Genomic DNA, 23903 nt, shown 5'->3' with positions numbered 1-23903 from the left:
TTCAGTCCGCACTGGGCGCCGACGCGGACGCCGTCGAGTCCATCGCTTCGGAATTCGTCTGCGAGGAACCGAAGCGGCGGAGCGACGCCGCGAAGTCGGAGACGTCCGTGGGCGACCGGAAGAGGGCGATGAGCCCCCAGATGAGACCGGTAAGGAGGGCGCCGAGCGCCGAGTAGGTCATGCCCATCGTGAGAAACGCCGTGCCGTAGACGAAGCCGAGGGTCAGCGAGGGAAGACTCGTCCCGAGCGGAACGTTCGACGTCTCGTCCTTCAGCGTCGGCGCGAGCGCGGCGATCGAGAAGACGTTTCCGGCGAGGAATACGAGGTCTTGCCACATCATCTGTTTTCCATCTCAAATTCGAGTTCATTGTTGGAGGGAGCTTCCATATACATGGCTACAACTGAGGTGGTAAAAAGACTTACTACATGATGAGTAAATTAATTCGTGAAGGAAGGGAACGGTCGTCTCGCGGTCGACAGACGGCGGAAACCGAGGGACCGAGGCGGCGTTCCCCAACCGTTATTCCGCGATGAAACGTCGATAACGGTGTGTTACAGACCGGTTCCGTCGCAGACGTCGTCCGCGGGACGTTCGTGGAATTCGTCCTCGGGCTTCGAGCGGCGATTCCGAACGTTCTCGGCGGTATCGTCTTTCTCGTCCTCGCCTACGTCGTCATCAGACTCGCGCTGTGGCTCCTCCGCGGGGCGCTCGACGCCCTCTACCCGGACGAACAGGACCTCGTGGTCAGTCTCGGCGTCACCGTCGCCGGGGTGTTCCTCTGGTTCGCCGCGGCGCTGGCGTTCTTCAAGATAGTCGGCATGGGGGACGTGGCTGCGAGTCTCGGCACCGCGACGGGGTTCGTCGCGCTGGGCGTCTCCTACGCGCTGTCGAACATGATCGCCGACACGGTGGCGGGCGTCTACCTGCTCCGCGACCCGGATTTCAACCCCGGCGACCGCGTGGAGTCGGACCCGGCGACGGGCGTCGTCGAGTCCATCGGCCTGCGGAAGAGTCGGTTCCGCGACGACGAGGGGGACACCGTCGTCGTCGCCAACCGCGAGGTGGAGAAGAAGTGGCGGCGGGTGGAGTCGGAGTGAGCGCGGTTCACGTGCTGAACGCCGAGACCAACGCTTCCGAGACGAAGTCTTCGAGCAGCAGCGACGCGTTGTACACCACCGTCGACTGCGCGCCGACGACGCCGAACGCCGCGGGCGGTCGAACGCCGGCGGCGTGAAGCATGTTCGCGACGAGGACGACGACGACGAGGTTGCCGGCGGTGGCGGCGACGTGAATCATCGAGAGGGCGGTCATGTCGACGTCCGTCTCGTCGACGTGGGAGAGAGGTCCCCCGAACGCGACCCACGAGAGCGCCGCGAATCCGAGGAGTGCGCCGCCGACGTAGGCGAACACCGACGGCTCGCCGGGCATACCGTACTCGTGAATCAGCAGCGCGCCCGCTCCCCAGATGGTGAGCGTGTAGCCGTAGGCGGACGACTCCGAGCGGAGGTTGGACGCGAGTCGTTTGGTCGGGTCCATCAGGCGACCACACGGCCCCCGGACACGAGTGCGTTCGGACGGGAATCGTTCGCCCCGGAACGCTTTTCAGCCGAACTCACCTACGACCGTTCACTATGGGTATGGGCTCGGACATGTATCGACAGCAGATTCTGGACCACTACAAGAACCCCCGAAACAAGGGCGAGATGGAAGAGCCGACGTTCTCGCACACCGGCGAGAACCCCTCCTGCGGCGACACCATCACGATGCAGGTGAAACTCGAAGACGACGAGGAGACCATCGAGTTCGTCGCGTTCACCGGCGACGGTTGCGCCATCAGTCAGGCCTCGGCGAGCATGCTCTCGGAGCGACTGCAGGGGACGACGCTGTCGGAACTGGAGGAGATGGACACCGACGACGTGACCGAGATGCTCGGCGTCGACATCTCGCCGATGCGCATCAAGTGCGCCGTCCTCGCTCGACAGGTGACCCAGGACGGTGCGGCCATCTACGAGGGCGACGTCGACGAGGAGAAGACGACGACCGAAGCGGACGACTGAGTCCGTCGCGTCGCCGGCCCGCGAACCGCACCGCCCGCGTCACACGATTCCCGTCACGTCCCTGTTTCTCGCCGCGAACTTCAGTCGACGAGCGTCGAGTTCTCGTCGGCGCGCGCGGTGCCACCGGCGTGTCGTCCCCTCGTCGACGCGTCCCCGGACGGCGTCGGCCACCGTGTCCACGACGACGCGGAGGAAGTACGCCTCGTCGGCCGGGTAGCCGCGCCTGTCCCCCGCATCGCCGTCCGGGCCTTCGTTCGGGCCGTTCCCGCCCCGCGAGTGCTCACCGACCGGCCGCACCGACCAGTCGGCGTCCGCCGCGACGTAATCGATACCCCGCGCGTCGAGGTGTCGCTCCAGCAACCTCCCCGCCCGCGACCCGAGGCGGTCCCCGTCGTGCATCGTCGCGTGGTACGCCGAGAGGACGGCGTCGTCGGCGTCGTGCGGCGGCGCGAACGCGGTGCCGCCGTCGAAGGTGATGGGGAAGTAGAACCGACCGCCGGGAGCGAGGCCGTCGAGGAGGCGGTCCACGCCCGCCGGGTCGAGGAGGTCCACGAACGCCTGCGCGACGGTGCAATCCCACCCGCCCGCCTCGGCGGCGTCGAGGGCGTCGCCGCGGACGAAGCGCACGTCGATATCGTTCTCGCCCGTCAGCGACAGCGACCCCACCGTCTCGCCCGGGACGTCGAAATCGAAACTGAAGTCGAACTCGAAGTCACCCTCGGGACCTCCGCCGTCGGCGTCGACGGAATCGACGGCGTACCCGGCCGCCGGCGCCGCCGCCGCGACGCGTTCGCGGGCGCGGTCGAGGTTCGCGCCGTCGGAATCGACGGCGACGTACGTGAGGTCCGGGACGTCCCACGCGAGGAGGCGGCGGAGGAACGGCCCCGTCCCCGCCCCGGCGTCGAGGAGGCGGAGGCCGTCCGACCGGCCGGCGAGGTCCGACCGGACGAGACGGCGCACGTCGGGGGCGAACGCCCGGTCGTCGACGGACTCCTTCGCCGCGAGGTAGCGTCGGAAATCGCCTTTCACCCCCCTCTCCCTCCCGTCTCCGTCTGCGGAGCGGGGCCGGAGTCGTCGTCCCGGTCCGCGTCGCCGACGACGGCACCGCGGCGGTCGACGGTCGCTCGGAGGAAGCGTCGGACGCCGGCCACCGTCTCCGACCACGGGGGGTGCGCCGCGTACCGGTCGAGGGCGGCCCGCCCGGCCGCCGCGAGTCGAGTTCTGTCCGCGGCGAATCCAGCGATGGCGTCCCGGACGCCCCCCACGTCGCCCGGTTCCGCGAGGACGCCGGTCGAGGGGTCGACGAGGTCGGACGCCCCGCCGGACGCCGAGGCGACGACGGGGAGACCGAACCCCATCGCTTCGAGGTAGGCGATGCCGAACCCCTCGTGCGCCGAAGGCATCGCGAAGACGTGGCTCTCGCGGAGGACCGCGGCCGTCTCCTCGGTCGGAAGCGACCCCGTGATGCGGACCCGGTCGCCGAGTCCGCGCCGCCGAATCCGCTCGCGGACGCGGCGCAGGTGGGTTTCGTCCGGGTGGCCGCCCACGAGCGTGGCGCGCCACGGTTCGTCCAGTCCGGCGAGCGAGTCGAGGAGCGTCAGAACGCCCTTCCGCGGGACGAGGTTGCCGACGAAGGCGACGCGGAACGGTTCTCTCCGGGCGCGTCGGTCGACTTCGGCGGGCGTCACGTCCGGGTCGAACTGCGTGTCGACGGGCGGGGCGACGTGCGTTCGGAGGCCGGGGGCGCGCCGTTCGACCGAGTCCGCCGTCGGGCGACTCGTGCAGACGGCGGCGACGCAGTCGTCGAGAAAGCGTCGTTCGAGCGTCCGTGCGACGGTCGCGTCGAGTCCGTCGACGGCGTCGCAGCGGAGGTGGTGGACGAGGGCGACGATGGGCGCGTCGACGTTAGAACGAAGCAGCGCCGGATGGGCGAGTTCGTCCGCGAGGACGACGTCCGGGTCGAACCCCGGCGGAGAGAGCCGTCGGGGGACCAGCGAGTCGACGACGCCCAGCGGGTAGCGCCGCCACGGGACGGAAACGACGCGGACCGTCTCGCCCGCGGCGCGGAGGCTATCGACGAGCGCCCGGTCGTAGGCGAACCCGCCGGACGCGGTGTCGAGCGACCCCGGAACGACGAGGGCGACGCGCATCAGAGCGGCGCGGCGTAGGCCGCGTTCGCCACGTCGTCCTCCCAGACGGTGACCGTCGCTTCCGACACCGCCTCGGCGTCGAGTTCGGCGGCGAGGCGGTCGTGGACCACCCGCGCGAACCGTTCGACGCTGGGATTGTACCCCTCGAACTCCGGCAAGTCGTTCAGGAAGGCGTCGGCGTAGCGCTCCTCCACATCGTCAAGCGCCGCCTCCACGGCGTCGATGTCGACCAGGTAGTCGTACTCGTCGAGCGTCTCGCCGGTCAGTTCGACCTCCAGTCGGTACCGATGCGAGTGAGGTTCCCCCTCGGGACCGGGGTTCGGAACGGTCAGCGCGTGCTGGGCGACGAAGGGCCGAACGACGGTCACGGCGTACATAGCGTCCCGTGGGTCGGAACCGCCGTAAAACCGCGGTCGGGGCGGCCGGAGCGACCGGAACGGGCGGGGCGGTCGAAGCGACCGGAGCGGCCGAATCCAGTCAGTAGGTGAAAAGTACCTGCACGGCGTCGGCGGGGTCGCGGTCGAGCACCCGGTAGGCGTCGGCGGCGTCCTCGACCGGAAAGCGATGGGTGACGAGCGACGAGGGTTCGAGGTCCGGCAGGGAGTCGAGGACGTAGTCGAGGCGACGCTTCTTGTCCCAACGGCCGGCGTGGTCGGCGTCGATTTCGCTCACCTGACTCGACCGGACGCGCATCCGACTGCGGTGGAAGCGTCCGCCCAGGTCGAGCGAGACGGGTTTCGAACCGTACCACGACCCCACGACGAGGCGGCCATCGTCGCCGGTGAGCGAGATGGCGTCCGAGAGAGCCTCGGGGTTGCCCGATAGCTCGAAGGCGAGGTCCGCCCGGCCGTCGCCCGGGAAGCGGTCGGTGACGCTGTCCTGGACGGCCTCGGGAGTGAACGCTTCGTGCGCGCCCAGCGACCGCGACCGGGTCCTGCGCGAGGCGTGCCGGTCGACCGTGACGAGGTCCGAGAGCGGGAACCGCGCGAGCAACGCGGTGGTGAGGAGGCCGACGACGCCCTGCCCGAAGACGGCGACGCGTTCGCCGACGCGCGGGCGGCCGTCCATCACGAACCCCGTCGCCGTCTCCGCCGTCGCGAGCATCGCGGCGTCCTCGTCGGACACGTCGTCCGGGAGGGCGACGAGCGAGTCGGGGGCGGCGCAGAAGTGACTCGCGTGCGGGCGGAAGGCGAAGACTCGGCGGCCCGCCCACGCGGCGTCGACGGCGTCGCCGACGGCGACGACGACGCCGACGGCGGCGTAACCGTACGAGACCGGATAGGAGAGCGGTTCGTCGAATCCGTCTATCGTCGCGTCGAGCGGAACGTCCGTGGGGACGTCGTCGCGGTAGACGAGCAGTTCGGTGCCGGGGCTGACGGCCGACACCGTCGTCTCCACGAGCACCTCCCCGTCGTCCGGTCGCGGGACCGGGCCGTGTTCGACGTCGACGGTTCGCGGTTCGGTGAACCGAACGCGCCTCGCGTCGGTCACCGGTGAACGCCCGCGGGAGGCGACGCCCCCGTTCCGGCCGCTGTCTGTCGGTGCATACCACGACTGACGGGTGAGTCGGGGTAAAGCTGTCGCGCGTGCGAACGTTCACCTCCGTCGGCTCCCTATTCGCGTTTCGTGGAGGAGACACCGGAGAATCGCGGGGTGTCCCGAGCGAGCGAGACGGGGGACGCCCGCCCGGACAACCGGGCGGAGCGACTCGCGGACGAGGCTGCGCCGCCCCGGACCGCGCGGCAACTCGCGGCCCTCGCCGTCGGATTCCTCGCGTGCGTCGGCGTCGTCGCCGTCCTCGTCGAGCGGCGAGCACCCGGAGCGGGCCTCCCGTGGGCCGTTCTCTCGGGCGCGGGCGTCGCGGCCGTCGTCGGCCTCGGGCGTCGAAACGTCGGGCTGAATCGACCGCCCGAGGGAGGCCGACCGTTCGACACGCTGGGCGTCGCCAACGCGGTGACGCTGTTCCGGGGGGCGCTCGTCGCCTCGCTCGCGGGGTTGCTCGCCGTTCACCCGCCGGTAGGGTGGTTCCCCGCAGTTCTCTACGGCGCCGTCGCCGCGCTCGACGCGCTCGACGGTGCCATCGCTCGCGCCCGGGGGCGGCGAACGCTCCTCGGGGCGTGGCTGGATATGAACGTCGACGCCGCCGGACTCCTCGCCGCCGCCGTCGTCGGCGTCGCCGCCGGGTCGCTCCCGCCGTGGTACCCGCTCGTCGGTGCCGCGCGGTACCTCTTCGTCGCCGGCGCGTGGGTGCGACGACAGCGCGGACTGCCCGTCTTCGACCTCCCGCACAGCACGTCGCGCCGCGTGCTCGCCGGCGGACAGATGGCGGCGACGGCCGTCCTTCTGGCTCCCGTGGTGCCGCACGGGGCCGCGTGGGCGGCGGCGACGGCGACGATGCTCCCCTTCCTCGCGAACTTCCTCCTCGACTGGTTCGTCGTCACCGGCCGGCGCGAGCGACCGCTCCCCTGAGCGCTCTCTCGGCGCGGCTACCGGCGGTCGAAAAGGACGGGGTGAGTCGCTCCCTCGCGGTCGGCGTTGCTGTTATCGTTACTCGGGTTTCAGCCCGCCGTCCTGCACGCGCATGATACCCTCGCCGTCCGCGAGGTTCGGCGCGTCGACGAGGCGGACGATACGCTTGTCGCCCTTCGACTTGCGGAGGTAGATGCGGAACGTCGATTTGTGCCCGAGGATGTTCCCCCCGATGGGCTGGGTCGGGTCGCCGAAGTACGAGTCGGGGTTCGAGGCGACTTGGTTCGTCACGAGGACGACCGTGTTGTGGAGGTTGCCGACCTTGTCGAGTTCGTGGAGGTGCTTGTTGAGTTTCTGCTGGCGGTCGGCCAGTTGACCGCGGCCGACGTACTCCGCGCGGAAGTGCGCGGTCAGGGAGTCGACGCAGAGCAGGCGGACGGGGAACTCGTCATCTTCGTGCTCGCGCGCCAGTTCCTGCGCCTTTTCGGCGAGGAGGATCTGGTGGTTGGAGTTGAACGCCTTCGCGACGTGAATCTTGTCGAGCACGTCGTCGAGGAGCACGGACATCGCCTCCTCGTCGTCCGGCGTCCCCTCTATCTCGCGGTCGTCCATCATCGCCTGGATGAGTTCGTCGTCGAGGCCGCGGAGCATGTCGTCGATGCGTTCGGGGCGGAACGTGTCCTCGGAGTCGATGAACATACAGGAACCGCCGAGACCGCCGTGTTCGGGGGGAAGTTGGACGTTGACGGCCATCTGGTGGGTGACCTGCGACTTCCCGGAACCGAACTCGCCGTACACCTCGGTGATGGACTGCGTCTCCAGTCCGCCGCCGAGCAGTTCGTCGACTTCTGGAATCTGCCAGCTCAGCTTTCCGATCTCCTGACGTCGTTCGAGGACCATCGAACCGGTCTCGAACCCGCCGATGTCCGCCGCCTTGCGGGCGGCATTGATGATGTCGGAGGAGGTGGACTCGCCCACGTCGGCCGTGTTCGAGAGTTCGCTGGGGCTGGCGACGGCTATCGACTGGTAGCTCTCGAAGCCGGCTTCCACGAGTTTGTCTGCGGTAGCGGGACCCACGCCGGGGAGACTTTCGAGATCGTCTTCGGGCATCGTATCTCACTCTGAGTCCCACGAGCACATAAACCCTCGTTAACACCGTAGTGGAAGTGAAACCGCACGACAGCGGCGCATCTTCGTTCAGATAGTCGTGAAGGTTTAAGCGATGATTCGCGGCGCCGGCGCTCTTTCCGGAGGCGTTCGGCGCAGCCAAAACGGAGAATCGAACGGTCGTCTCAGCGGGTCACTGCCAGGGGTGTCCGCCCTTGCGGTCGGGCCACATGGGGTACCAGTACTCCTTGTCCGATTCGAGACTGAGTTCGCCGTCAAGCACCGACTCCAGTTTCATCAGAACGCGGTCGTTCTGCTCGCGACCGCGGCCGGGCGCGAACGGGTAGTAGGCGCCGCGGCGGAACGAGTAGATCCAGTACGCCCGGTCGCCGTCGCGTTCGAAGCCGAAGACGGCCGCGAGGAGGCGGGAGCCGTACCCGCGTTCGATGAACTCGTCGGCGGCGAAGTGGATGCTCGTCACGAGGTCCTCCGGGTCGTCGTCTTCGAGGACGACCCACTCCCAGCCGTGCGAGTCCTCTTGGACGCGGAACGTGGTGCCTGTCTCCTCCTCGCCGGCCTGGAGGATGGCCTCCACCTCCTCGACCGTCTGCTCGAAATCGGTGCTGTCGACCGAGGAGAAACAGAGCGCCGCCGCGCCGACGGACTCGAAGCCGAGGTCGGCCTCCATCGTGAGGTAGGCGGTGCTCATCCCGAAGAGGTCCTCGGGGTCGGCGTCGCGCGTGGCGTCCGCCTCGGCGCTGATACCGAGGACGGAGCGAATCGAGTCCATGAAACCCATCTTACGCCGTCTCCATCTCGCGTTCGAGTTGGCGGAGCCGTTCGATGCGGTTCTCGGTGGAGGGGTGCGTGCTGAACAGGCGGCTGATGATGCCGCTCTTGATGGGGATGATGAAGAACGCGTTCATCTCCGACTGCTCGCGCAGGTCGTCCTGCGGCACCTGGTCCATCCGCCCGGATATCTTCATCAGCGCCGACGCGAGCGCCGAGGGACGGCCGGTGATGACCGCCGCGCCGCGGTCCGCGGCGTACTCGCGGTAGCGCGAGAGCGCGCGGATGAGGAGGTACGAAACGATCCAGACGACGAGGGAGGCGGCGATAGCCGCGAGGACGCCGCCGCCCTGTCGGTCCCGGTTGCCGCCGCCGAACCAGAAGCCCCAGCGGACGATCATGAACGCGACCGTCGAGAGGAACGACGCGATGGTCATCACCATCACGTCGCGGTTCTTCACGTGCGCGAGTTCGTGCGCGAGAACGCCCTCCAGTTCGTCGTCGTCGAGCGTCCGCAGGATTCCGGTCGTCACGCAGACGGCCGCCTTCTTCTGCGACCGGCCGGTGGCGAACGCGTTCGGAACGCGCGAGTCGACGACGGCGACCTTCGGTTTCGGCAGGTCGGCCTGTTGGGAGAGCCGACCGATGGTCGCGTGGAGTTGCGGGTACTCCTCCTCCGACACCTCTTTCGCACCCATGCTGTACAGCGCGAGTTTGTCGCTGAAGAAGAACTGCGCGAACATGAACACCGCGACCAGCGGAAGGAAGACAGCGTACGTCCGCGCGATCACCGCGATGAACACGATGTAGAGCGCGAAGAGCAGGAACATCGTGAGCGCCATGCGCCCCCGAAGCCCCCAGTCGGGTTTCCAATCCATGGCGTCTCCTTCGTGTTCGTCGGTATAAACGCTGTTGGAGTGGGGAGTTTCGGTCTAGACGACGCCTCGCCCGGTCCATCCCCTCCGAGCGCGGCCGCGAAGCGTTTTTCGCCCCGCCGACCGACGGTACATCTATGTTCACAGACCGCACGGAAGCGGGGGAACGACTCGGCGAGCGACTGCGCGAGGCGGGCATCGAGGCGGACGTGGTCCTCGCGATTCCGCGCGGCGGCCTCCCCGTCGGCCGCGCCGTCGCGGACGCCCTCGGCGCCCCGTTGGACGTGGCGGTGGCCTCGAAACTCGGCGCGCCGCACAACCCCGAACTGGCCATCGGGGCCGTCGCGGGCGACGGGAGCCTCTGGTTGAACGACGGGATGGTCGAACGCCTCGGCGTCGACGACGCCTACGTCGACTCCGAACGCGAGAGCGAGGCCGAGGTGGCGCGCGAGAAGGTGCGGGACTACCGCGGCGGCGACCCCGTACCGGACGTCGAGGGGAAACGCGTCGTCGTCGTCGACGACGGCGTCGCCACGGGCGCGACGGCGATGGCCTGCCTGCGGATGGTCCGCGAGGGCGGCGCCTCGCGCGTCATCTTCGGCGCGCCCGTCGCCCCCGCGTCGGCGCTGTCGGACCTCCGGACGGAAGCGGACGAGGTGGTGGTCGTCGAGACGCCGGAGAACTTCACCGCCGTCGGCGCTCACTATCGAACGTTCGGGCAGGTGAAAGACGAGGAGGCGCTGACGTACCTCGAATCGTCGGAGCGAGGTCGCCGTCCTTAAACGCGCTCGTCCACTAAAACAGCCGAATGAGTTCAGGCGACTTCTGTCCGCGGTGCGGCGACCCGGTGCCGGAGCGTGAGGAACCGCTCCCCGGGATGCCGCGCGAGAAGGACGCGGTGCTCTGCGATTCGTGTTACTTCGAGGACTTCGACCTCGTGGACGCGCCGGAGCGAATCGAGGTCCGCGTCTGCTCGCAGTGCGGCGCGGTCCACAAAGGGAACCGTTGGGTGGACGTCGGCGCCCAGGACTACACCGACGTGGCCGTCGAGGAGGTGTCTGAAGCGCTGGGCGTCCACCTGAGCGCCGAGGACGTCCGCTGGGGCGTCGAACCCGAGCAGGTCGACGAGAACAACATCCGCATGCACTGCACGTTCTCCGGCATCGTCCGGGGGACGCACGTCGAGGAGACGGTGACGGTGCCGGTGCTCATCTCCAGACAGACCTGCAAGCGGTGCGGTCGCATCGCCGGCGGCTACTACGCCAGCATCGTCCAGATCCGCGGGACGGACCGCGACCCGACCGACGAGGAGGAGCGACGCGCCGTCGAGATAGCGGAGTCCTACATCGCCGAGCGACAGGAGACCGGAGACAGAAACGCCTTCATCTCCGAGATAACGGCGTCCGGCGACGGCCCGGACATCAAGATATCGACGAACCAGATGGGCGGCGGCATCGCGAAGCACGTCGTCCGCGAACTCGGCGGGAGTTTCGAGGAGTACCCCACGCTGGTCACCGAGGACGGCGACGGCAACGAGGTGTACCGGGTCACCTACGCCGTCCGCCTGCCGAAGTTCACGCCGGGCGAGATAATCGACACCGACGACGAGGAGGGACCCGTCCTCGTGCGGAGCGTCCGCGGGAATCTGAAGGGCGTCCGCCTCGACACCGGCGAGGAGTACGAGGCGCGCTTCGAGGAGGGCGAGACGCCCGAGGCGCGTCGACTGGGGACCGTCGAGGACGCCGAAGAGACCACCGTCGTCACCGTCGAGGACGACAACGCGGTCCAGGTGCTCGACCCCGAGACGTACGAGTCGAAAACCATCGCGCGGCCGTCCTACTTCGACCCGGAGGCCGATTCGGTCCCCGTGCTCAAGAGTCGCGCGGGGCTCTATATTCTCCCGACCGAAGCCGTCGAATCGGACGCCGAGTCCGAAGAGTAATCAGTCCGCTCGAACGGGTGCGTCCGCCGTCGCGGCGGTCACGTCCGCCTCGTCGTGCAGTTCGATACCGTGCTGGTGGAGGGCGGCCACTAGCTCCGTCTCAGAGCGACCCGCGCGGGTCGCGGCCTGTGAGAGCGTCAGCGTTCCGCTTTGATACAGCGTCATCGCCGTCGTCAGCGAGTGTGTGTGCATGGCCGGATACATCACCACCAACTAACCCGAGGGTGTTAACTATTTCGTGAGAAGGCGTGACAGACAGGAAGGTTACGAGACTATTAATCCGTTATTCGGAACCTTCTATCGCAAATTGCAGCACAAACCGATAATGAGATTAACAATCATTAAGTAGATGTCCGCCGCCGCCCCGCGTTCGGTGTAAATGCTGCCAGGCGGACTAGTCAGGCAGTAAGATTGAAATTCTCCGGGTTGCCAGATGGGACGTGGACCGACAACAGATACTCGCGCTGATACTCGTCGTTCTGATGTGCGGGTCGACGTTCGCGTACGGGGCCAGTCTCCTGCTGTAGCGGACGCTCCGTTGCGGAGGGAACTCGACCGAAGCGGGGAGCGCGCGTCAGCCGTCGCCCCAGACGTCCGAGAGCGGGTGGTTCGACCGGGAACCGTCGCCGGAGTTCCCGGCGTCCCCCTCGTCGGACCGGTTCGCACGGGCGCCACCGCTCGACCCGTTCGACCCGCCGGACCCCGTCCGTCCCGACGAGGAGCGAGAGCGTCGAGGACCCGACGTCGACCCGATGGACGAACGCGACGCGCCGCCGGAGCCACCGCGCCCGCCGGCGGCCTCTTGGTCGAACTCGGGCAGGTCGGGCGTCGACATCCGGTCGACCTGTTCGGCGAACCACGCGGGCATCTCAGAGCGTGTGCGGTCGAACAACTGGAGCAGCGAGGAGTCCGCGAGGTACGTCGCGCCGTGGTCGTCGGGCGCGCGGACGACGCGCCCGCAGGCCTGAATCACCGTCCGGAGCGCCGCGCGTCGGTACCACGACCACTGCCCTTCTTCGAGGCGGTGCGCGACGCGTGAGTCGTTCGTGTTCAGGTACGGCGCCTTGCAGACGACCTGCCAGCGGCACAGGTCGCCGTTCAAATCGAGCGCCTCCTCCATCTTCACCGAGAGGAACACGCCCGCGTTGGAGGAGGCTTTCCACGCCTCCAACTCGGCGTCGCGGTTCTCCCTGTCGTGGCCGCGGATTCGGTTTCCGAGGCCCAACTGCGCGAGCCGTTTTCGCAACTCGGACTGGATGGCGTAGGAGTGACAGTGGACGAGACCCTTCTCGTCGGGGTGTTTCGCCATCAGTCGGACGAGCAGTCGGGCTATCTTCGGTAGCGTCTCCTCGCGGTGCTCGTACGTCATCTTCCCCTGCGTCACGTCGTACAGCGGCCGGTTCTCGACGGGGAAGGTGTGCTCGACGTCGACGAGAGCGACGTTCGAGGCGTCGAGACCGACGCTCCGACAGAACGCCTCCTTGTTCAGGATGGTTGCGGACAGGAGCGCGTGTTTGTTCCCGCGGTCCCAGACGGTGTGTTTCAGGTAGCGCGCGGGGTCCAGCGGTTTCACCGTGAGCGGTTCGCCCTCGCCGCCGAACTGGTCGACCACCCAGGTCGTCGGACTCTCGGGGTCGCGGTAGTCCTGAACTAACCACTTCAACTCGGAGATGAGTTCCTGCAACCGGTCGCGGCGCGCCGCCTCCTCGGGCGTGAGTTCGGGCTTCCGCAGCAGTTCGTCCTTGGCGTCCGAACACACCTGCACGAGGGCCTCGGCGAACCGCACCGTCCGGTCGAGGGGGTCGTCCGCGGCGGTCACGTCCGGAATCCCTACGTCGTCCCAGACGGGGACCGTGCGGGGGTTCAGGTCGATGGTCGCGTACATCTCGGCCCACTCCGCGAGGCCGTGCGCCTCGTCTATCACGACCACGTCTCGCTGACGGAACACGTCCGAGCCGGCGGTCTGCATGAAGTACGCGAGCGTCATCGCCGCGATTTGGCGATTGGAGGCGATGGCGCGGTCGGAGAAGTACGGACAGCGGTGGCGGACGGTGCAGTCGAACCCCTTCTGTCTGGCGCACGGCGCGCGGTCGACGGGCGTGTCCGTCTCGCCGTTGAGGATGCAGGTGTAGTTGGACTTTCCGCGGATGACGCTCAGGTCGTCTAAGAGTTCGTCCTCGGCCACGTCGTCCAGTTGCGACACCTGCGGCGTCGTATAGTAGGCGTCCGTCGCCTGCGCGGGGTTCGCCTCCTCGGTCGTCCGGGCGGCCCCCGCGATGGCGCGCGCGAGGAGCGACTTGCCGCTCCCCGTCGGCGCGCGGACGAGGACGACGTCGTTGCCGGCGGCGAAGGCGTCGCGCACGTCGCGGAGGGCCCGTTCCTGCGCGCCGCGATAACTCGGCGCCGGGAACGACGGGAGGATTCGGTCGGGGTCCACGTCTGCGAGTGGCCGCCACCGGGAGTAAAAGCATCGCTCCCGGCGGTCCGAGTCTATCGAGGACCCCGAACGCCGCTCACAGCGCCCGGACGTCCTCGCTCGTCGCCACGCGGTCCTCCGGCAGGCGGTCGATGCAGTCGTAGCAGAGGAAGAACTCGCCGCCGTCGTCGAGTTCGAGCGTGATTCCCTGCGTCGACTCGGTCGAGAACGACCAGAAGTCGCCGATGCCGCCGCCGATGCGGACGGGTTGGCCGCAGCCGTCGCACGGTTCTTTCGTCACGGGTCGAGCGAGGGCGCCGACGGGTAAGAGCGCTCGGTCGTCGAGACGGGCGCGCATCGAGACGGGCGCGCAGTCGGAACGTCCGCGCGTGCGGGACAGTCCCGTCGACCCACGCCGACTTTCTTGGCCGGCCGCGGACAATCCACGCGCATGAAGGTGAACTGCGAGGGCTGTGCCGGATGCTGCGTGGACTGGCGCCCCGTGTCGTCGGCGCCCTCCGACCACGAACGTCGCGGCCCGAGACAGCCGCTCGACGACGTGTACAACCTGGTCCCCCTGACGCGCGACGAGGTGGCCGCGTTCGTCCGCGGCGGGTTCGGAGACGCACTGGTTCCGCGGATGTGGGCCGCGGGCGAAGGTGAGAGTGACGGACAGGGAGACGGCGAGGACGGCGGAGACGGCGGAAGCGAGTCGAACCCCGGCGTCGAGATAGACGGCGTCAGCGTGGCCGCCATCGGGGACCGGCCGGCGTTCTTCGTCGGCCTCCGGAAGTCGCCGAAGCCCGTCTCGCCGTTCGGCGTCGACCGGACGTGGATGGACGCCTGCGCATTTCTGGACCCCGAGACGCTCCAGTGTCGCATCCACGGCGGCGACCTCTACCCCGACGAGTGCCGCGAGTACCCCGGCCACAACCTCGCGCTCGAAAAGCAGACGGAGTGCGAACGGGTCGAAGAGAACTTCGGCGGCGACAGACTGCTGGACCGCGAGGCGCCGGACGTGAGCGGCCTCCTCCTCGGCCCGCAGGCCGTCGGGTCGAAGGTGTTCGCCCACCCCGACCCCGAGAACCTCGACGGCGTCGTCGAGCGGATGCGGGCGGGCGACCTGACCGACGCGGACCGCGCGTCGTTCGTCGGCGTCGCCGTCGGGTCGCGGCCGGGATTCGTCGAGGTGGACGAGACGCGCGCCGCGGACGCCCGCGAGGCGGTACTCGACGCGGACTCGTGGGTCGGCCGCGCGACCGACGAGTGGGCCGAACACGCCGGGTCGGTCGGCGAGGACGCCGCCGACGCCCCGAGCGGCGAGGCGGTCGAAGTCGCCCGCGGCGCCCCGGAGACGCCCGGATGGGACGCAGTCGAGTGAACGGGAACGCCCGCGCGACGGCCGGCGATTCCGGCGGGGTCGCGCGTCGCCCGAACGGGACGAACCGTTAACACGGTCGCGCCCGTTCGAAAGGCCATGCGAGTTCTCGTGACCGGCGCGACCGGGTTCGTCGGCGGCCGTCTCGTCCCCGTGCTCCGGGAGGCCGGACACGACGTGTCGGTCCTCGTCCGCGACGCGGAGTCGAGCGACCTTCCCGAGGGCGTCGGCGTCGTCGAAGGCGACCTGCTCGAACCGCGGAGCTACCGCGTCGTCGAGGGGGGTTCGAACGACGGATCAGAAGCGGGAGCGTCTGACGACCCCGAAGCCGAACCGGGCGGCCGGACGCTCGCGGACGTGCTCTCGGCGCTCGATATCGAGGCCGCGTACTACCTCGTCCACTCGATGCAGTCCGGCGACGACTTCGAGGAACGCGACCGGCGGGCCGCGCGGAACTTCGAGCGGGCGGCGTCGAAGGCGGGCGTCGGGCGCGTCGTCTACCTCGGCGGCCTCGGCGAGGACCAAGACCGCCTGTCGTCGCATCTGAAGTCGCGCCGCGAGGTCGAACTCATCCTCGGGCAGGGGTCGTTCGACCTGACGACGCTCCGCGCGGCCATCGTCATCGGCGACGGGAGCGCGGGCTTCGAGGTGATACGGCAGCTCGCGGGTCGCCTGCCGGTGATGGTGACGCCGCGGTGGGTCGACACGGAGTGTCAGCCCATCTGCGTCGACGACGTGGTGGCGTACCTCGTCGGCGTCCTCGACGCCCCCGAGACGGCCGGCCGGACGTTCGAAATCGGCGGTCCCGACGTGCTGACCTACGGCGAGGTGCTGACGCGCGTCGGCGGCCTCCTCGGCCGGCGGACGAAACTGCTCTCCGTGCCCGTGCTGACGCCGCGCCTCTCCTCGTACTGGGTCGGCTTCGTCACCGACGTGCCGCCCTCCGTCGCCAGACCGCTGATAGAGGGGCTGAAAAACCCCGTCGTCGTCCGCGACGACAGCATCAAGGAGTACGTCGAGGTGTCGCTGACGCCGTTCGACGAGGCCGTCAAGCGCGCACTCGGCGAGGCGGAGGGGTCGGTGAGCGAGCGGACGGTACCGGCGGCGGACGACGCCGGCGGCGACGAGGAGAGCGGCGGCGATGTCGACGGAAGCGGCGGAAGCAACGCCGGTGCCGACGAGGGACCGAGGGCGGACGCGGCGACGGGGACCGACCTCGAATCGAGCGCGAACCCGACGGACCACTGAATGTCGCGCGCACCGCGCGACGTGCGGGTGTCGCGGACGCAGTTCGGAGAGACGTGGGTGTACGAGAGCATCGTCGGCGCCCTCCCGGGCATCGACCTGACCGACGGGGAGGCCATCGCCCTCCAACTCGGACTGTTCGAGGTGTTCGTCGTCTTCTTCGCGTGGGCGTACGACCTCTGGCAGGCCGTCGTGCCGGGAACTATCGCCGTCGGCGTCGCCGCTATCGGCAGCGTCGTGATGCTCCGAATGGGACGGACGACGCGGGAGACGAACCTCCCCGACGCCTACACGCGCCTGCTGTTCGGGTCGAGTATCGAAGTCGTTCTCGGCGTCCTCGCGTTCGTCGCCCTCGTCACGCACCTGTTCGTCTACGACACCCTACAGGGGGAGACGACGCTTCTCGTGTCGGTGTTCGGGCGCGAACCGCCCGTCGTCGTCGTCTACCTCACGCTGCTCGTCCTCTGGGACCTCTGTTACCGCATCGGCACCTCGTGGTGGGCGGCCATCGTCTCGGTGTGGGGGTCGTGGCGCTACACCGTCGACCCGGCGACGGCGCGGACGCTCCGCATCGCGGACGGGTGGAACGTTCTCTTCGGCGTCGCGCAGGTGGCGCTGGTGCCGTTCATCCTCGACCAATCGGTGTTGCTGATGGCCGTCGGCGGTCACGTCGTCGCGGTCACCGTCGTCTCGATGGTGGCAGCGGTAACGCTCGACGTGGACGAGAGCGCCTAACGCCGAACGCCTACCGCTCTTTCATCTCGCGGAACTGGTCGAGGAGGTCCTCCGCGGAGTCGCCCGCGTCGTAGGTCATCTCCCCGCGGTACACCCGCCGGTCGTCGTCGAAGGCGGCGTCGACCGATCCGTTCTTCCGCTCTCGGCGCTCGTGCTCGTCGTCGTCGTAGGCACCCATCGACATGACACGTGATGACGTGTGTGTCAGTGACACATATAATTAACGGGGAACGATACGACAGACGCGGAACGGCTATACGGATGCCGGAAGAACTCACGCACGTGGCACGTCCCCTGCGATTTCGCTACGCGCCGGGACGGTGGGACGAGGCCCGCGTCCGGCGAGACTTATACGACGACCTCGACTCGAACCTCGGAGCGACGATGGAAGCGCCGTGGTTCAAACCGCCGAACGGTTTCGAAGCCGTGCGGTTCGAGATGGACAACGGCGACGTCGCCCTGTTCTGCTGGGACGGGGAGGACGCCTACTGGATGGGCAACACGGAGACGCCCGAGGCACTCTGGCGGACCGACAAGAAGGGCTTCGAGGAGGTACCCCGCGAGGTGACGCGGTGGGTGACGCGCGAACTGACCGCGCAACTCCACGAGGAGTCGCCGTGGTTGGAGCCGTACCCCCACCTCTCGTGGTTCTTTCTCCCCGTGTTCCTCTCGAAGGACGGTCGGGAGACGACCCGGTCGTTCTTCCACGACCACGCCGCCGGGTTCCCCGACGCGACGCGGGACGAAGCCCTCGGATTCTACGAGGAGTTCCTCGCGACGGGCGTCCTCGACGACTACCGGGAGGTGATGGCGGGGAAACTCGGGACCTCCGAGTACCTCGACCTGACGCGGATGACCGCCTCGATGGGCGAGTTCAACGTCGGGAAGTTCCTCGTCGACAGGGGGTACGACATCGTTCCCGAGATAGACGTCACCACGGGTCACGCCATCGACTACCGCGCGACGAAGAACGGGGAGGGAACGCTCGTCGAGGTGACGCGACCGCTCCCGACGAGCAAACGGAGCGCCGGAACTCCCGTCGCCGCCGTCCGCGACACCGCCGAGACGAAGTCCGGCGGGCAGTTGCAGGAGCACGGCGGCGGCGTCGTTCTCTTCGTCGACTGCTCGTCGTTCCCGGACGACGAGTGGCGCGCGGTGCGCGACGAGAAACCGGAGGTCCACCACCGACCGGCGGTGGTGTTTCGGGTTCGGCCCGACGGGAGGTTCGACGGCTACACCAAGGGACGCGTTCCCCTAGACGTGCCGTTCTGATTTTAGAAGGAGACCTGTTCGGGACCGTCCTCGCCGAACGTGGAGACGTCGCGGTCACTGTAGTAGCGACGGCCGACGGCCTCGTGTCCGAGGGCGGAGAGGAGGGCGTGCCGAGCGTCGTCGGGGCAGGTGTACGTCTCGGACCCGGCGCGGGCGAACACGTCTCCGACCTGTTCGCTGCCGTTGGGGTGGTCGATGGTCTGGTCGCCGTAGGCCTCGATGAGTTCTTCGGTGGTCGCGGGGTACTCGTGGGCGTCGATCAGGTCGCCGGTTCGGTTCAGGCGCATTACACCCAGTCGTAGCCGTGCACCATCTATAACGGTTTTCCATTATCGTGATTGTACACATTAATCTGTATAATGGGCATTATACCACATATTAGGAGACGGTCGGAAACGCTTTCCGAGGTCGCGGCCGACCCACGGGCGTGATTCGAGAGCGGAACGGCGACGGCGGCGACGAGGTGCCCGCGGCGGACTTACACCTCCACACGACGGCGTCAGACGGGGTGTTGACGGTGCCGGAGGTGCCGGCGGCCGCGGCCGCGGGCGGCGTCGACGTCGTCGCGGTGACGGACCACGACCGAATCCACCCCGACCTTGACGCGCCGGTCACCGAACGCGAGGGGGTGACGCTCGTACGCGGCATCGAACTCCGCGTCGAGGCGGCCAACCAGCGGGTCGACCTCCTCGGATACGGCGTCCGCGACACGCCCGCCATCCGCGAGATGATCGAGCGAATCCAGAGCGACCGAAAGGAACGCGGGCGGGAGATAGTCGAACGCGTCGAGTCGCATCTCGGCGTGAGCCTCGACATCGAACTCCGCGAGGGCGTCGGACGTCCGAACATCGCGCGCGCCGTCGAGGAGAGCGACGCGCCGTACGACTACGCCGGCGCCTTCGACCACCTCATCGGGAACGACGGCCCGTGTTACGTCGAGCGGTACGTTCCCGGGTTCGAGGCGGGCGCGGACGCACTCCGCGACGCCTGCGCGGTGGTCGGACTCGCCCACCCGTTCCGCTACCCGGACCCCGAGTCGGCGCTCGACAGGGCCGCCGAACTGGACGCAGTCGAGCGGTTCTACCCCTACGGCGGCGCGGCCGCCGACCGGGAAGACGCCGGCCTCGTCGAACGCGTCGCCGCCGAGCACGACCTCCTTCTGACCGGCGGGAGCGACGCCCACGACAGGACTCTCGGCGTGGCGGGTCCGCCGCGGGACGCCTTCGAGGCGTTCGCCGCGCGCGTTCCCAGCGTCTGACGGAGACTCTCGCCCTCGATAACCGGGAGCGTAGAGTTAAATCAGGTGAGGAACGAAAGGGGTGTATGAAGTGCCACTACTGCGACCGAAAAGCCGCGTACGCCGCCGAGAAAGACGGGATCAAGGTGGGCCTGTGCGAACGGCACTTCCGAGAGCGCGTCGAGGAACTCGCCGACTCGGACGAACTCGCCGCCCTGCGGGAGCAGATCGACATCGACCGCACCGAGTGAGCCTCGTGCGAACGATTCTCGGTCGGTGCCGGCGGAAGGGATACCAGCGAACGGAGTAGATTTCGACGGCGATTCTCGGTCGGTCTCGGGCGAACGTCGCCGAGCCGTTCGACCTACAGCAGCGTGTCGAAGTAGAGATACAGACTGGCCAGGATGACCTCGAACGACAGCGTCCCGACCGCAGAGAGGGCGACGAACTTCCGGTCGTCCATCTCCGCGAACCCGGCGGGGACGGTGAGCATCCCGCGCGTGAACAACAGCGAGTTGCTCACGGGGACGACGACCGGCCCCCAGCGGTCGAACCAGCCGTCGAAGCGGTCGAGTTTCGACTCGCTGATCTTGAACCAGCGCTTCTGGAGGAGGTACTCGCGCCCGCCGCGTTGGGCGACTGTAAACAGCGCGTACTGACCGACCGTCGCCCCGAGGACGGCCACGCCGATGACCGGGACGACGGCGTCGGTGCCGAGGAGGACGAGCGACGCCGGAACGACGAGTTCGCTCGGCATGAAGTACATCAGCATCGCCCCCTCCAGCACGAACACGCCGAAGAGGACGACGTAGGCCCACTCGGAGTTCAACAGCGCCTTGAGTTCCGCGGGCATCTGCGCCACCTGGAGGGCCTGCATGAGGTGGGTCTACCCCCGAGCGATTGATACCAGTTTCGTTCCGTCCGGAAGTAGCCTCGCTGACCCGTCACGGGCCTGACTAACCGGACGCGGGCGACCGACACGAGACGTCACCGTCGCCGGGAGCGATGCGGTTTTTCCGCCGCGGTTCGAAGGCCGGGTATGAATCTCACCGACCGGCCGCGACGTCTCCGGGCCGACGGCATCCGGTCGCTCGTCAGCGAGACGGACCTCGCCGCCTCCGACCTCATCGCCCCCGTCTTCGTCGACGCGACGACGGAGGAACGACTCCCCATCGAGACGATGCCGGGACACGAACGCGTTCCCGTCTCCGAGGCCGTCGAACGCGTCGAGGAAGTTCTGAAGACGGGCGTCGAGGCGGTGATGCTGTTCGGCATCCCCGAGTCGAAGGACGAACGCGGGACGCGGGCGTGGGCCGAAGACGGCGTCGTGCAGGAGGCGACGCGCCGGGTGACCGGGGCGACGGACGCGTACGTCATCACCGACGTCTGCCTCTGCGAGTACACGAGCCACGGGCACTGCGGAATCTTGGAGGAGCACGCCGAGACGGACCCGACGCTGACCGTGAAGAACGACGAGACGCTCGAACTGCTGTCGAGGACGGCCGTCTCGCACGCCGAGGCGGGCGCGGACATGGTCGCGCCGAGTTCGATGACCGACGGGATGGTCGGCGCGATTCGAGAGGGACTCGACGGCGCCGGGTACGACGGCCTGCCCATCATGTCCTACGCGGCGAAGTACGAGAGCGCCTTCTACGGGCCGTTCCGCGACGCCGCCGACGGCGCGCCCGCCTTCGGCGACCGGCGGCACTACCAGATGGACCCCGCGAACGCCCGCGAGGCGATGCGCGAGGTGGCCGCCGACGTCGAACAGGGTGCGGACGTGCTGATGGTGAAACCCGCCCTCGCCTACCTCGACATCGTGCGCGCGGTGCGCGAGGAGTTCGACCACCCCGTCGCCGCGTACAACGTCTCCGGGGAGTACGCGATGCTCCACGCGGCCGCGGACAAGGGCTGGTTGGACCTCGAAGAGGCGGCCGCCGAGTCACTGCTCGCGATGAAACGCGCCGGCGCCGACCTGATTCTCACCTACTTCGCCGAGGACGTCGCCGCCTCGCTCTGAGCGAGATGCCGCCCACAAGAGCGATGAGTCGAGCGCGCGCGAACTGAGCCTCTTTTTCCGGCGGTTTTTGCGTGAACGTTCGTCCAGCTATATCGCCGATATTGCCGTCGAACCGGACGCTAAATGACCTTATATGCATTAGATTGTACGGTAAAGCAGCCGTCCGTCGAATAATAGAGCCAGTAAATGGACACATAGGACACGCACACTTATGTACTACATTGTCCTGACATTCTCGCGTGAACTCGAACACAAACGGAGTGGATTACGGCAGAATCGTTGACGATTGTCCATCGTCTGGGGTGAACGTATGAGTTTCCCCCTCCAGGTCGACGCCACGGCGGTCGCCTCGGGGGTCAACACCGTCTGGGTGTTGGTCGTGACGTTCCTCATCTTCTTCATGCAGCCGGGCTTCGCCCTCTTGGAGGCGGGGCAGGTCCGCGCGAAGAACGTGGGGAACGTGCTGATGAAGAACATGAACGACTGGATTCTCGGCACGCTCACGTACTTCGTCGTCGGCGCGGCCGTGGCGACGATAATCGGTGGCCTCACCTCGTCGGGGACGTTCGACGTCGCGAGCGCGTTCGCGTACATCAACAACCCCGGTGACTGGATCGGATGGCTGTTCGGCGCGGTGTTCGCCATGACCGCCGCGACCATCGTCTCCGGCGCCGTGGCGGAGCGCATGGAGTTCCGCGCGTACGTGCTGTTCACCATTCTGATGACGGCGGTCATCTACCCCGTCGTCGTCGGCTTCACGTGGGGCGGCGGACTTCTCTCGTCCGGCGGCTTCCTCGGGGCCGCACTCGGGGCCGGCTACCTCGACTTCGCGGGCGCGACGGTCGTCCACATGTGCGGTGGGGTGGCCGGTCTCGTCGCCGCGAAGTTGGTGGGGGCGCGGAAGGGTCGCTACGACAGCAGCGGTAACAGCCAGCCCATTCCGGGTCACTCGATGCTGCTCGCCGTTCTCGGGACGTTCATCCTCGCGTTCGGCTGGTACGGCTTCAACGTCGGCACGCAGGCGACTATCCTCGCCGTCGGCGACAACGGCGGGCTGACGTTCATGGGCGACGCCCTCGGTCGCGTCGCCCTCGTCACCACCCTCGGCATGAGCGCCGGCGGCGCCATGGCGATGGTGACGTCCTCGTACTACCAGGGCAAGCCCGACCCGCTCTGGACCGCCAACGGTCTGCTGGCGGGACTCGTGGCCGTTACCGGTGCGGTCCCCCACGTCACGTGGTGGGGCGGCGCCATCCTCGGCGGCCTCGGCGGCTTCCTCGTCCTGCCCGCGTTCCGCTACACCGTCGACACGCTGAAGGTCGACGACGTCTGCGGCGTCTTCGCGGTGCACGGCGTCGCCGGCGCGGTGGGCACGGCGCTCATCCCCGTCTTCGCCGTCGGCGGTTTCGCGGTGAACCAGTTCATCCTGCAGGTGCTCGGCGTCGTCGTCATCGCGGCGTGGACCGCGCTCGCCTCGGGCGTCGTCCTCTACGCCATCAAGGTGACTCTCGGACTCCGCGTCACGGAAGGCGAGGAGGCCGAGGGGCTGGACCTCGGCGAACACGGCGTCTCGGTGTACCCCGAGTTCGTCGGGGAGGGCGAGAGCCCGATAGCCGACGGCGGATCCTCAGCGCGCACCGACGGCGGCGAACGGGTCACGGGCGGTGAGGAGCGATGAGCGCGAACGACGGCGAAATCAAGATGGTGATGGCGGTCATCCGACCGGACAAGCTCGCGGACGTGAAGCGCGGTCTCGCGGAGGTCGGCGCGCCGTCGCTGACGGTGACGAACGTCTCCGGCCGCGGCTCCCAACCCGCCAAGAAGGGCCAGTGGCGCGGCGAGGAGTACACGGTCGACCTCCACCAGAAAGTCAAGATAGAGTGCTTCATCGCGGACATCCCGGCCGAGGACGTCGTCGAGGCCATCCGTGACGCCGCCCACACGGGCGAACCCGGAGACGGGAAGGTGTTCGTCATGCCCGTCGACAGCGCCGTGCAGGTGCGGACCGGCAAGAACGGACTGGACGCGGTGTAGGCGCGCGCCGCGGCCCCGTGGAGTCTCCTCGTTCGTCTGTCTGTCATATTTTAAATAAAACGCGCGTCAGATAATTTGGCAACAGTTGCCAAAATCCGCGTACGATACGACCTTATATAGCTATTATCCGATTGTAGAGCGGACGAATGTCGATAATACTCCCATCGAATAGACGT

The 23903-nt window shown here is 68.0% G+C and carries 29 protein-coding genes; 14 read left to right on the top strand and 15 right to left on the bottom strand.

The window, feature by feature from the left end; all coding sequences use genetic code 11:
* Position 1 precedes the first annotated feature (1 nt).
* Positions 2-340: a hypothetical protein gene (locus NDI76_RS01150; protein WP_425498307.1), complete on the bottom strand. Its 339-nt coding sequence runs from the start codon at positions 338-340 to the stop codon at positions 2-4.
* Between the two features lie 209 nt (positions 341-549).
* On the opposite strand from NDI76_RS01150, the gene NDI76_RS01145 reads away from it, so the two are divergent.
* The gene (locus tag NDI76_RS01145) at positions 550-1098 is read left to right on the top strand and encodes a mechanosensitive ion channel domain-containing protein (protein ID WP_310922137.1); all 549 of its coding nucleotides are present in this window, start codon (positions 550-552) and stop codon (positions 1096-1098) included.
* 7 nt (positions 1099-1105) lie between these two features.
* Here NDI76_RS01145 and NDI76_RS01140 read toward each other — a convergent pair whose 3' ends face one another.
* The gene (locus NDI76_RS01140) at positions 1106-1537 is read right to left on the bottom strand and encodes a hypothetical protein (RefSeq protein ID WP_310922136.1); all 432 of its coding nucleotides are present in this window, start codon (positions 1535-1537) and stop codon (positions 1106-1108) included.
* Positions 1538-1632: 95 nt separating this feature from the next.
* On the opposite strand from NDI76_RS01140, the gene sufU reads away from it, so the two are divergent.
* Entirely contained in the window at positions 1633-2058 is a 426-nt protein-coding gene (gene sufU, locus NDI76_RS01135) for a Fe-S cluster assembly sulfur transfer protein SufU (RefSeq protein ID WP_310922134.1), read from the top strand.
* A 39-nt stretch (positions 2059-2097) separates the two neighbouring features.
* Here the strand turns inward: sufU and NDI76_RS01130 are convergent, their stop codons facing one another.
* The 4 genes from NDI76_RS01130 to NDI76_RS01115 all read right to left on the bottom strand — a co-directional run bounded on the left by NDI76_RS01130 (position 2098) and on the right by NDI76_RS01115 (position 5699).
* Positions 2098-3087: a hypothetical protein gene (locus NDI76_RS01130; protein WP_310922132.1), complete on the bottom strand. Its 990-nt coding sequence runs from the start codon at positions 3085-3087 to the stop codon at positions 2098-2100.
* Positions 3084-4208 carry a glycosyltransferase family 4 protein gene (locus NDI76_RS01125; protein ID WP_310922131.1) on the bottom strand — a complete coding sequence of 375 codons (1125 nt, stop codon included), beginning with the start codon at positions 4206-4208 and terminating at the stop codon, positions 3084-3086. The genes NDI76_RS01130 and NDI76_RS01125 overlap by 4 nt, the downstream gene beginning before the upstream one ends.
* Positions 4208-4585, bottom strand: a complete 378-nt coding sequence (locus tag NDI76_RS01120) for a 6-pyruvoyl trahydropterin synthase family protein (protein WP_310922130.1) — start codon at positions 4583-4585, stop codon at positions 4208-4210. Before NDI76_RS01120 ends, NDI76_RS01125 begins: the two co-directional genes overlap by 1 nt.
* 100 nt (positions 4586-4685) lie before the next feature.
* The gene (locus NDI76_RS01115) at positions 4686-5699 is read right to left on the bottom strand and encodes a zinc-dependent alcohol dehydrogenase (protein WP_310922129.1); all 1014 of its coding nucleotides are present in this window, start codon (positions 5697-5699) and stop codon (positions 4686-4688) included.
* Positions 5700-5834: 135 nt separating this feature from the next.
* Here NDI76_RS01115 and NDI76_RS01110 point away from each other — a divergent pair, with 135 nt between their 5' ends.
* Positions 5835-6677, top strand: coding sequence for a CDP-alcohol phosphatidyltransferase family protein (locus tag NDI76_RS01110; protein WP_310922128.1), 843 nt, complete (start codon positions 5835-5837; stop codon positions 6675-6677).
* Positions 6678-6755: 78 nt separating this feature from the next.
* On the opposite strand, the gene radA is transcribed toward NDI76_RS01110, so the two are convergent.
* The 3 genes from radA to htpX all read right to left on the bottom strand — a co-directional run bounded on the left by radA (position 6756) and on the right by htpX (position 9451).
* Positions 6756-7787 carry a DNA repair and recombination protein RadA gene (radA, locus tag NDI76_RS01105; RefSeq protein WP_310922127.1) on the bottom strand — a complete coding sequence of 344 codons (1032 nt, stop codon included), beginning with the start codon at positions 7785-7787 and terminating at the stop codon, positions 6756-6758.
* A 190-nt stretch (positions 7788-7977) separates the two neighbouring features.
* The gene (gene pspAB / locus NDI76_RS01100; protein WP_310922126.1) at positions 7978-8583 is read right to left on the bottom strand and encodes a PspA-associated protein PspAB; all 606 of its coding nucleotides are present in this window, start codon (positions 8581-8583) and stop codon (positions 7978-7980) included.
* 1 nt (position 8584) lies between these two features.
* Positions 8585-9451: a zinc metalloprotease HtpX gene (gene htpX / locus NDI76_RS01095; protein WP_310922125.1), complete on the bottom strand. Its 867-nt coding sequence runs from the start codon at positions 9449-9451 to the stop codon at positions 8585-8587.
* A 134-nt stretch (positions 9452-9585) separates the two neighbouring features.
* Here htpX and NDI76_RS01090 point away from each other — a divergent pair, with 134 nt between their 5' ends.
* Entirely contained in the window at positions 9586-10230 is a 645-nt protein-coding gene (locus tag NDI76_RS01090; protein WP_310922124.1) for a phosphoribosyltransferase, read from the top strand.
* A 26-nt stretch (positions 10231-10256) separates the two neighbouring features.
* The gene (locus tag NDI76_RS01085; protein WP_310922123.1) at positions 10257-11390 is read left to right on the top strand and encodes a 60S ribosomal export protein NMD3; all 1134 of its coding nucleotides are present in this window, start codon (positions 10257-10259) and stop codon (positions 11388-11390) included.
* Here the strand turns inward: NDI76_RS01085 and NDI76_RS01080 are convergent, their stop codons facing one another.
* The 3 genes from NDI76_RS01080 to NDI76_RS01070 all read right to left on the bottom strand — a co-directional run bounded on the left by NDI76_RS01080 (position 11391) and on the right by NDI76_RS01070 (position 14107).
* Entirely contained in the window at positions 11391-11582 is a 192-nt protein-coding gene (locus NDI76_RS01080; RefSeq protein ID WP_310922122.1) for a DUF7317 family protein, read from the bottom strand.
* 382 nt (positions 11583-11964) lie between these two features.
* Positions 11965-13827 (bottom strand): helicase C-terminal domain-containing protein, encoded by a 1863-nt coding sequence (locus tag NDI76_RS01075; RefSeq protein WP_310922121.1) that lies wholly within the window; start codon positions 13825-13827, stop codon positions 11965-11967.
* A gap of 76 nt (positions 13828-13903) precedes the next feature.
* The gene (locus NDI76_RS01070; RefSeq protein ID WP_310922120.1) at positions 13904-14107 is read right to left on the bottom strand and encodes a DUF7561 family protein; all 204 of its coding nucleotides are present in this window, start codon (positions 14105-14107) and stop codon (positions 13904-13906) included.
* Between the two features lie 150 nt (positions 14108-14257).
* On the opposite strand from NDI76_RS01070, the gene NDI76_RS01065 reads away from it, so the two are divergent.
* From NDI76_RS01065 to NDI76_RS01055, 3 genes are all read left to right on the top strand, one after another.
* Positions 14258-15187, top strand: a complete 930-nt coding sequence (locus tag NDI76_RS01065; protein ID WP_310922119.1) for a YkgJ family cysteine cluster protein — start codon at positions 14258-14260, stop codon at positions 15185-15187.
* 96 nt (positions 15188-15283) lie between these two features.
* The gene (locus NDI76_RS01060) at positions 15284-16432 is read left to right on the top strand and encodes an NAD(P)H-binding protein (protein ID WP_310922118.1); all 1149 of its coding nucleotides are present in this window, start codon (positions 15284-15286) and stop codon (positions 16430-16432) included.
* Positions 16433-17164: a DUF7530 family protein gene (locus NDI76_RS01055; protein ID WP_310922117.1), complete on the top strand. Its 732-nt coding sequence runs from the start codon at positions 16433-16435 to the stop codon at positions 17162-17164. It begins immediately after the preceding gene.
* A gap of 10 nt (positions 17165-17174) precedes the next feature.
* Here the strand turns inward: NDI76_RS01055 and NDI76_RS01050 are convergent, their stop codons facing one another.
* Positions 17175-17348: a DUF5786 family protein gene (locus NDI76_RS01050; RefSeq protein ID WP_310922116.1), complete on the bottom strand. Its 174-nt coding sequence runs from the start codon at positions 17346-17348 to the stop codon at positions 17175-17177.
* Positions 17349-17446: 98 nt separating this feature from the next.
* Here NDI76_RS01050 and NDI76_RS01045 point away from each other — a divergent pair, with 98 nt between their 5' ends.
* On the top strand, positions 17447-18436 hold the full coding sequence (locus NDI76_RS01045; protein WP_310922115.1) for a DUF5784 family protein: 990 nt from the start codon (positions 17447-17449) through the stop codon (positions 18434-18436).
* A gap of 2 nt (positions 18437-18438) precedes the next feature.
* Here the strand turns inward: NDI76_RS01045 and NDI76_RS01040 are convergent, their stop codons facing one another.
* Complete coding sequence (locus NDI76_RS01040; protein ID WP_310922114.1) at positions 18439-18723, bottom strand: DUF5789 family protein; 285 nt, start codon at positions 18721-18723, stop codon at positions 18439-18441.
* Between the two features lie 140 nt (positions 18724-18863).
* On the opposite strand from NDI76_RS01040, the gene NDI76_RS01035 reads away from it, so the two are divergent.
* Together NDI76_RS01035 and NDI76_RS01030 are read left to right on the top strand one after the other, a co-directional pair.
* The gene (locus NDI76_RS01035; RefSeq protein WP_310922113.1) at positions 18864-19694 is read left to right on the top strand and encodes a PHP domain-containing protein; all 831 of its coding nucleotides are present in this window, start codon (positions 18864-18866) and stop codon (positions 19692-19694) included.
* A 65-nt stretch (positions 19695-19759) separates the two neighbouring features.
* A complete protein-coding gene (locus NDI76_RS01030) occupies positions 19760-19924 on the top strand; it encodes a DUF6757 family protein (protein ID WP_008386554.1) in 165 nt (54 codons plus the stop codon).
* A 113-nt stretch (positions 19925-20037) separates the two neighbouring features.
* On the opposite strand, the gene NDI76_RS01025 is transcribed toward NDI76_RS01030, so the two are convergent.
* Complete coding sequence (locus NDI76_RS01025) at positions 20038-20550, bottom strand: DedA family protein (RefSeq protein ID WP_310922112.1); 513 nt, start codon at positions 20548-20550, stop codon at positions 20038-20040.
* Positions 20551-20712: 162 nt separating this feature from the next.
* Here NDI76_RS01025 and hemB point away from each other — a divergent pair, with 162 nt between their 5' ends.
* From hemB to glnK1, 3 genes are all read left to right on the top strand, one after another.
* Complete coding sequence (hemB, locus tag NDI76_RS01020) at positions 20713-21693, top strand: porphobilinogen synthase (RefSeq protein WP_310922111.1); 981 nt, start codon at positions 20713-20715, stop codon at positions 21691-21693.
* A 310-nt stretch (positions 21694-22003) separates the two neighbouring features.
* Positions 22004-23371, top strand: a complete 1368-nt coding sequence (locus tag NDI76_RS01015) for an ammonium transporter (RefSeq protein WP_310922109.1) — start codon at positions 22004-22006, stop codon at positions 23369-23371.
* Complete coding sequence (glnK1, locus tag NDI76_RS01010) at positions 23368-23727, top strand: nitrogen regulatory protein GlnK1 (RefSeq protein WP_310922108.1); 360 nt, start codon at positions 23368-23370, stop codon at positions 23725-23727. Before NDI76_RS01015 ends, glnK1 begins: the two co-directional genes overlap by 4 nt.
* Positions 23728-23903 lie beyond the last annotated feature (176 nt).

The organism is Halogeometricum sp. S1BR25-6 (assembly GCF_031624495.1).
Lineage (GTDB): Archaea > Halobacteriota > Halobacteria > Halobacteriales > Haloferacaceae > Halogeometricum > Halogeometricum salsisoli.
This window is presented reverse-complemented; position numbering and strand designations above follow the sequence as displayed.

Coding starts and splice junctions, on each gene's coding strand:
- NDI76_RS01150 (WP_425498307.1), bottom strand. CDS start 340: ATGATGTGGCAAGACCTCGTATTCCTCGCCGGAAACGTCTTCTCGATC.
- NDI76_RS01140 (WP_310922136.1), bottom strand. CDS start 1,537: ATGGACCCGACCAAACGACTCGCGTCCAACCTCCGCTCGGAGTCGTCC.
- sufU (WP_310922134.1), top strand. CDS start 1,633: ATGGGTATGGGCTCGGACATGTATCGACAGCAGATTCTGGACCACTAC.
- NDI76_RS01125 (WP_310922131.1), bottom strand. CDS start 4,208: ATGCGCGTCGCCCTCGTCGTTCCGGGGTCGCTCGACACCGCGTCCGGC.
- NDI76_RS01120 (WP_310922130.1), bottom strand. CDS start 4,585: ATGTACGCCGTGACCGTCGTTCGGCCCTTCGTCGCCCAGCACGCGCTG.
- radA (WP_310922127.1), bottom strand. CDS start 7,787: ATGCCCGAAGACGATCTCGAAAGTCTCCCCGGCGTGGGTCCCGCTACC.
- pspAB (WP_310922126.1), bottom strand. CDS start 8,583: ATGGGTTTCATGGACTCGATTCGCTCCGTCCTCGGTATCAGCGCCGAG.
- htpX (WP_310922125.1), bottom strand. CDS start 9,451: ATGGATTGGAAACCCGACTGGGGGCTTCGGGGGCGCATGGCGCTCACG.
- NDI76_RS01090 (WP_310922124.1), top strand. CDS start 9,586: ATGTTCACAGACCGCACGGAAGCGGGGGAACGACTCGGCGAGCGACTG.
- NDI76_RS01085 (WP_310922123.1), top strand. CDS start 10,257: ATGAGTTCAGGCGACTTCTGTCCGCGGTGCGGCGACCCGGTGCCGGAG.
- NDI76_RS01080 (WP_310922122.1), bottom strand. CDS start 11,582: ATGCACACACACTCGCTGACGACGGCGATGACGCTGTATCAAAGCGGA.
- NDI76_RS01065 (WP_310922119.1), top strand. CDS start 14,258: ATGAAGGTGAACTGCGAGGGCTGTGCCGGATGCTGCGTGGACTGGCGC.
- NDI76_RS01060 (WP_310922118.1), top strand. CDS start 15,284: ATGCGAGTTCTCGTGACCGGCGCGACCGGGTTCGTCGGCGGCCGTCTC.
- NDI76_RS01055 (WP_310922117.1), top strand. CDS start 16,433: ATGTCGCGCGCACCGCGCGACGTGCGGGTGTCGCGGACGCAGTTCGGA.
- NDI76_RS01050 (WP_310922116.1), bottom strand. CDS start 17,348: ATGTCGATGGGTGCCTACGACGACGACGAGCACGAGCGCCGAGAGCGG.
- NDI76_RS01040 (WP_310922114.1), bottom strand. CDS start 18,723: ATGCGCCTGAACCGAACCGGCGACCTGATCGACGCCCACGAGTACCCC.
- NDI76_RS01030 (WP_008386554.1), top strand. CDS start 19,760: ATGAAGTGCCACTACTGCGACCGAAAAGCCGCGTACGCCGCCGAGAAA.
- NDI76_RS01025 (WP_310922112.1), bottom strand. CDS start 20,550: ATGCAGGCCCTCCAGGTGGCGCAGATGCCCGCGGAACTCAAGGCGCTG.
- hemB (WP_310922111.1), top strand. CDS start 20,713: ATGAATCTCACCGACCGGCCGCGACGTCTCCGGGCCGACGGCATCCGG.
- NDI76_RS01015 (WP_310922109.1), top strand. CDS start 22,004: ATGAGTTTCCCCCTCCAGGTCGACGCCACGGCGGTCGCCTCGGGGGTC.
- glnK1 (WP_310922108.1), top strand. CDS start 23,368: ATGAGCGCGAACGACGGCGAAATCAAGATGGTGATGGCGGTCATCCGA.